Annotated in this window: 7 protein-coding genes; 6 read left to right on the top strand and 1 reads right to left on the bottom strand. The window is 49.8% G+C overall.

Features of this window, described 5'->3' with window-relative positions; translation table 11 throughout:
• Nucleotides 1-180 precede the first annotated feature (180 nt).
• The 6 genes from HMPREF0673_RS07765 to HMPREF0673_RS07790 all read left to right on the top strand — a co-directional run bounded on the left by HMPREF0673_RS07765 (nt 181) and on the right by HMPREF0673_RS07790 (nt 5,118).
• On the top strand, nt 181-1,647 hold the full coding sequence (locus tag HMPREF0673_RS07765) for a Do family serine endopeptidase (protein ID WP_007900536.1): 1,467 nt from the start codon (nt 181-183) through the stop codon (nt 1,645-1,647).
• A gap of 438 nt (nt 1,648-2,085) precedes the next feature.
• Complete coding sequence (locus HMPREF0673_RS07770; RefSeq protein ID WP_007900537.1) at nt 2,086-2,949, top strand: sigma-70 family RNA polymerase sigma factor; 864 nt, start codon at nt 2,086-2,088, stop codon at nt 2,947-2,949.
• A gap of 19 nt (nt 2,950-2,968) precedes the next feature.
• Nucleotides 2,969-3,409: a hypothetical protein gene (locus HMPREF0673_RS07775; RefSeq protein WP_040596670.1), complete on the top strand. Its 441-nt coding sequence runs from the start codon at nt 2,969-2,971 to the stop codon at nt 3,407-3,409.
• Nucleotides 3,410-4,363, top strand: coding sequence for a hypothetical protein (locus tag HMPREF0673_RS07780; protein WP_007900541.1), 954 nt, complete (start codon nt 3,410-3,412; stop codon nt 4,361-4,363).
• The gene (locus HMPREF0673_RS07785) at nt 4,324-4,776 is read left to right on the top strand and encodes a S24/S26 family peptidase (RefSeq protein WP_007900542.1); all 453 of its coding nucleotides are present in this window, start codon (nt 4,324-4,326) and stop codon (nt 4,774-4,776) included. The genes HMPREF0673_RS07780 and HMPREF0673_RS07785 overlap by 40 nt, the downstream gene beginning before the upstream one ends.
• 75 nt (nt 4,777-4,851) lie before the next feature.
• Nucleotides 4,852-5,118 carry a PqqD family protein gene (locus HMPREF0673_RS07790; protein WP_040596659.1) on the top strand — a complete coding sequence of 89 codons (267 nt, stop codon included), beginning with the start codon at nt 4,852-4,854 and terminating at the stop codon, nt 5,116-5,118.
• A gap of 65 nt (nt 5,119-5,183) precedes the next feature.
• Here the strand turns inward: HMPREF0673_RS07790 and HMPREF0673_RS14725 are convergent.
• Nucleotides 5,184-6,401: hypothetical protein (locus HMPREF0673_RS14725; RefSeq protein WP_007900544.1), on the bottom strand; the 1,218-nt coding region annotated here is incomplete at its 5' end.

Consider the following 6,401-nt stretch of genomic DNA (forward strand, 5'->3'; position numbering starts at 1 on the left):
GTGTCAATTTGTCAGATTAACATTTTTTGCGTCTAAATTTGCAACCACGAAAACAGAAACGCTGTTGTTTTAACACAACATTGCACGCATAGAACGGCAATATGTCAGAATAAGCAAGCAGCGTTAAGTAGGTCGTAAACGATTAGAAAACAATAACAAAACAAGAAAATAAACAGAACTATGAAAAAGTATTCTAAGTATTTTGTTGTGGCAATGAGCACCCTCGCCTTTGCCTTTTCCACCGGAACATTAATCAAGGTGAACGCAACACCAGCCGCAGCGGCAGCCGTACCGGCACAGCCGGTCGATCTGACATACGCTGCGGAGAAGTCGCTGCCGTCGGTTGTACATATCCTCAGCACAAAGAACTCGAAGGTGCAGACCGTGGAGGTGGAGAACGACCCGTTCTCCGACTTCTTCTCTGACCCATTCGGTTTCTTCGGCAATCCACAAGGCAACGGTGGCAAGCAGCGTCGCAGCGTGCGCACACCGAAGCAGCAGGGCTCGGGCTCGGGCGTTATCATCTCTGCCGACGGCTACATCGTGACGAACAACCACGTGGTGGCAGACGCTGACGAGCTGACCGTGACACTCAACGACAATAAAGAATACTCGGCACGCATCATCGGCACGGACAAGGCTTCCGACCTGGCACTCATCAAGATTGACGGCAAGAACCTGCCAGCCATAACTATCGCCAACAGCGACGACATCAAGGTGGGCGAATGGGTGCTCGCCGTAGGCAACCCGTTCAACCTTACGAACACCGTGACGGCGGGCATCGTGAGCGCTAAGGCACGCTCGCTCTACCAGAATGGTGTGGAGTCGTTCATACAGACCGACGCCGCCATCAATCCTGGCAACTCGGGCGGTGCTCTCGTCAACACACGCGGCGAGCTCATCGGCATCAACGCCATGCTCTACTCGCAGACCGGATCGTTCAGTGGCTACGGCTTCGCTATACCAACGTCGATTATGAACAAGGTGGTGGCAGACTTGAAGCAGTACGGCACTGTGCAGCGTGCACTCATCGGCATACAGGGTCAGGACGTGAAGAACTATGTAGATGCCAAGAAAGATAAGGGCGAGGACATTGACCTCGGCACAATGGAGGGCATCTACGTGGCTAAGGTGACCGAAGAGAGCGCGGCAGAAGAGGCTGGCATGAAGGAAGGCGATGTCATCACTGCTATAGACGGCAAACCTGTAAACAAGATGGCTGAGCTGCAGGAAGTGCTCGCCAAGAAGCGCCCGGGCGACAAGGTGACTGTGACTTATCTGCGCGACAAGAAGAAGGCTACAAAGACCGTAACGCTGAAGAACGAGAAGGGCAACACACAGGTTGTGAAGAAGGCAGACCTCGACGTGCTCGGTGGCAACTTCCGCGCTATCACGAACGCACAGAAGGAACAGCTGAACATCGGCTACGGCTTGGAGGTACTGAAGGTGAACTCGGGCAGACTGAAGACCGCAGGCATCACAAAGGGCTTCATCATCCAGCGCGTGAACGACAACGCAGTGAAGACCATAGATGACTTGCAGAACGCTGTGAAGGAGGCATCTACAAGCAAGGATCCGGTGCTCTATATCCAGGGCGTTTATCCTACGGGCAAGAAGGCTTACTTCGCTGTGCCTTTGGAAGACTAAACAAATAGGAGCCTACGACATTCCTGTCGTAGGCACTACAAGGAAACAACAACATGCCTACGGCATTCCTGCCGCAGGCTCTACAAGGAAAAAACATGCCTACGGCAGGAATGCCGTAGGCTCCTAAGGTACATAGCGGAGGACTCAGAAAAAGCCCTCCGCTATTTTTTTTGTTGTCAATTTAGCATCCGCATCGGTCGATACGAGCATCCGCGTCGGTCGGTGCAGACATCCGCGTCGGTCGATGCAGACATCCGCGTCGGTCGGTGCAGAACAAAAAAAAGCAACTACTACATTATTAGTTTTACCAAACAGCAATAAAAATAAGTAGATTAAAATTTGCTGCAACCAATAGAAATAACTAAATTTGCAGAATGATGCGCGCAAAGCGCACCCACCCTTTTAACAATAAAATAATATCAAAAAAAGCAACACTTAATGAGACAACTGAAAATCATCAAATCGATTACCAATCGAGAGAACGCCTCACTCGATAAGTATCTTCAGGAGATTGGCCACGAAGAGCTGATTTCTGCAGAAGAGGAAGTAGAGCTTGCACACCGCATAAAGAACGGCGACCGCAAGGCTCTTGAGAAGTTGACAAAGGCAAATCTGCGTTTCGTAGTCTCTGTTGCTAAGCAATATCAAAACCAAGGCCTCTCGCTGCCCGACCTCATCAACGAGGGCAACATCGGACTGTTGAAGGCAGCTGAGAAGTTCGACGAGACGCGTGGCTTCAAGTTCATATCCTACGCCGTGTGGTGGATCAGACAGAGCATCCTGCAGGCAATAGCCGAGCAGAGTCGCGTGGTACGATTGCCACTCAATCAGGTGGGCAGCGTGAACAAGATAAAGCGCATACTCAACCAGTTCGAGCAGGAGAACGAACGCCGACCGAGCATCGACGAGATTGCAGAGCAAACCGACATGCCGCACGAGAAGATTGAGGACGTGCTAAAGGTAGATACACACCAGGTAAGCGTAGACGCACCGATGACCGAAGGCGACGGAGCAAGTATGCTCGACTTTATGCCGAACGACTCCGAACCATCGACCGATAACGAACTCGTGATGGAATCGATGCGCGAAGAGATTGCACTCGCCCTGTCGGTTCTCAACGAACGCGAACGCAATGTGGTGGAAGCCTTCTACGGCATCAATCAGCCCGAATGCACAATGGAAGAGATTGGCAATAAATACGGACTCACACGCGAACGTGTACGCCAAATCAGAGAGAAGGCGATACGCAAACTGAAACAGAATACAAAGAACAAGCTGCTCAAGGCTTATCTTGGCAGATAACGATAACACAACGAAAGAAATGAAAATACGCACAATCCTGGCATTGGCAATGCTGCTCATGCCGTCGCTTATCTTCGCACTGCAGAAGCAAGAACGACTCTACGTCTACGGAATAGCCACATCGTTCAACGATTCAACGGTGTACATCACGGATATACAGCAGCTCGACTCGGCTTGGGTAGATGCAAAAACCGACTTTCTGTACAGTCGCAACAACTACTCTTATCAGTTGCGCGAGCACCTAAAAGCCAACGGATGCGCCACACCTACCTGCGTCACCGTCTTCGCCAAGAAACGTAAGCAGATAGAGAAGAAATACATGGCTACAAAGAAGCGCTACACAACCAAGGGACGCTACAACGTGAAATCAATAACAAAGCACGACTTTACGTACTCATGTATCGTACCGGATGACAGCGAGCGCATAGATTTGCAGAAAAAGAAGTCGAAGAAGAAATAAATGAACAACATATCTGAATACTGCATCGCAGAACATAACATAAGGGTTGTTTTCACAGCAAACGACAGAAACAGCCCTGAATTGATAGCGTCGTTTGAGCCTTTCAGAACGAAAGGTTCAAACGACGATTTTCTTTTTACACTACACGTAGACGACACGCTGAAACCCATAACGAAAGAACATCGCGAACACATAGACACCTTCGACACGGGCAACGGCGACACCATCGTCGACCAACTCGACAACGGAGGCTATCAGTACATACTAAAGGACATAGAAGGACGCAGCTGCTGTCTGCTACAGACCAACAAGGATTTCAGCGAAGGCGTATGCGCACTGAACGGCAACGAACAGATGCGACACTTCGGACTGAACAACGCACTTATGATGCTCTACGCCTTCCGCAGCAGCTTCTTCCACACACTGCTCATACACGCCTCACTCGTCAGAAACAACGGCTACGGCTATGCGTTCATCGCAAAAAGCGGCACCGGTAAGAGCACACACACGCAACTATGGCTGAAGCACATCCCCGGGTCGGACATGATGAACGACGACAACCCCATCGTGCGTGTCATCGACGGACACACATTTATCTACGGTAGTCCGTGGAGCGGAAAGACCCCTTGCTACCGCGACGTGAAGGCACCACTCGGAGCCATCGCACAGATTACACGCGCCAAGAGCAACAGCATAGAACGTTTGTCGCCAACAATAGCCTTCACATACATACTGCCCGCATGTTCCACAATGAAGTGGGATAAGACAGTATTCCGCAATACCTACGACACGGTTATCAAGGTTATCGAAACCTCACAATACGTCTATGTACTACACTGCCTGCCAGACAAAGAGGCAGCAGAAGTGAGTTTTAATACACTATCCGCACCGCATCAACAAAACATCACCTCACCATGCAAATCCCAAGCAAACAGTTCAACAACGCGCAACTGATACCCCATTTCGTGGAGCTGCTCAACCAAGGACACACCGTCACGTTCAAGCTGCGCGGCTTCAGTATGCGACCCTTTCTTGAGGACGGACGCGACTGCGCGATACTCAGCAAGCACACCACAGTGCATCGTGGCGACGCAGTGCTGGCAGAGATTAGTCCAGGCAGGTATGTGCTACACCGCATCGTGAACATCGACGGCGACAAGGTAACGTTGCGTGGCGACGGCAATCTAAACACCGAACAATGCTCACTCGCCGACATTCGCGGCATAGCAACAGCGTTCTACCGCAAGGGACGAAGCACTCCCGACTACACATCGGGACGAAAATGGCGCATCTATTCGGCTATCTGGACACGTCTGCTGCCCATCCGCCGCTACCTACTGTTCATCTATAGAAAAGTAAAAAAGTAAACAGTAGGAGGTATGGGCATCTTGCCCATACCACGCACCCACAAAGCATTTAAAAGTAAAAAAAGTAAAAAGACAATGAAGATAAAGAAAGGATTCGTCCTTAGGGACATTTGCGGCGAGAACATAATCGTTGCAGAAGGCAAAGAGAACATCGACTTCACAAAAATCATCAGCATGAACGAGAGTGCTGCTCTTCTTTGGGAAGGCGTAAAGAACAAAGAGTTCGACGCAGAAACGCTCAAAGAGCTGCTATGCGAGGAATACGACATCGACGACGCTACGGCGGAGAACGACGCAAAAGCACTACTCGACAGCTGGATAAAGGCAGGAATAGTTGAGTAATACCAAAACGGCATATCCCTTGTTTGAGATATGCCGTTTTTTATGACTTCAATATATACAAAAACTTAGTACTTCAGAACCTTGGCAGCCACATTCTTAAACTGAGGCATCGCCTTTCCGATAGAAGCACCGATGTAAGTAGGATCGCAAACCACATACTTCTTTCCACCAACAGTGACGAAGTCGCCCGATACATTCTCGTTGAAGCATACTGCAGTAGCAATATGATTAGGATAATCGAGCAATACGACATCGAGCTTCAGCAGATTGCGCACCAGATACGAATAGAGTACAGAACGATCTTCGCAGTCGCAATACGGATAATAGAAGAGTTCCTCAACGAAGAACGGCTTCTCATAACCGAACTGCTCTTGGTCGGTAGCGTACTGGAAGCCGGTCTGCACAAAATTGATGAGCAAGTTGGCAGCCTCTGCCTCACCCTTTCCATTTACTAATGGTGCGAGTGTTGAGAGCACCTTGCTGGCAACAGATGGGTTCACTTCGGCGTTCACATACACGCTATAGTCGCACTGCGGCATACTGCCATAGAACTCCATCAGCGATTTTGGAACGTCTACAGACACAGCAACCGAACCCGAACGATTCTTATGTACTGAGTTCACCATACCAGCATTAAGTGCTGGAGCATGATTAACCTGCATGTTCAGTTTGCTCTTAGCCTTCGGCGAATCCTCTTGACACATATAGAACTGGCACGACTCATTACTTGTGAGGTTGTAATAGTTGAGTCCGTCCTTTGTAAAGTATGGATGACCATAGACCTGACAATCAGCAGCAACGAACAGAAGCATCTGATTGCGATCGGCACGGCGCGCCATCTTCGACTTGTAGCCAAGCTCGTTGAGCAGGAATTGCTGCATCACAACAGCAGCGTTCTCATCAGTGCAGAGTGTCTTAGAGGCTTCACGAACGAAGAGGAATATACCCCAATCGTTGAGGTTGAGCTCCTTCTTCACCTTACGACAATCGTCTACCAACGCCTTATAATCGGCCTTACACATTGCCTCGTAAGCATCAGCAATGGCGTTCTCACGCATATTGCCTATCGAACAAACACCTTTCAACGACTTGTCGACATACACCTTCTGTCCACAGAAGTTCACCATCTGCTTGTCTGAAGAAGCCGTAAAGAGCTCACCCGTAGGTGCTGACGGCTTAACTGCCGGAGGTGTTACGGGAACAACAACAGGCTTGGTTGTTGGAGCTGCCGGTTGAGCGTTCGGGCAAGTCGGCTTAGCATTCGGGCAAGCAGGCTTAGCGTT

The organism is Leyella stercorea DSM 18206, assembly GCF_000235885.1.
Taxonomy (GTDB): Bacteria; Bacteroidota; Bacteroidia; order Bacteroidales; family Bacteroidaceae; genus Prevotella; species Prevotella stercorea.

Coding starts and splice junctions, on each gene's coding strand:
- HMPREF0673_RS07770 (WP_007900537.1), top strand. CDS start 2,086: ATGAGACAACTGAAAATCATCAAATCGATTACCAATCGAGAGAACGCC.
- HMPREF0673_RS07785 (WP_007900542.1), top strand. CDS start 4,324: ATGCAAATCCCAAGCAAACAGTTCAACAACGCGCAACTGATACCCCAT.
- HMPREF0673_RS07790 (WP_040596659.1), top strand. CDS start 4,852: ATGAAGATAAAGAAAGGATTCGTCCTTAGGGACATTTGCGGCGAGAAC.
- HMPREF0673_RS07765 (WP_007900536.1), top strand. CDS start 181: ATGAAAAAGTATTCTAAGTATTTTGTTGTGGCAATGAGCACCCTCGCC.
- HMPREF0673_RS07775 (WP_040596670.1), top strand. CDS start 2,969: ATGAAAATACGCACAATCCTGGCATTGGCAATGCTGCTCATGCCGTCG.
- HMPREF0673_RS07780 (WP_007900541.1), top strand. CDS start 3,410: ATGAACAACATATCTGAATACTGCATCGCAGAACATAACATAAGGGTT.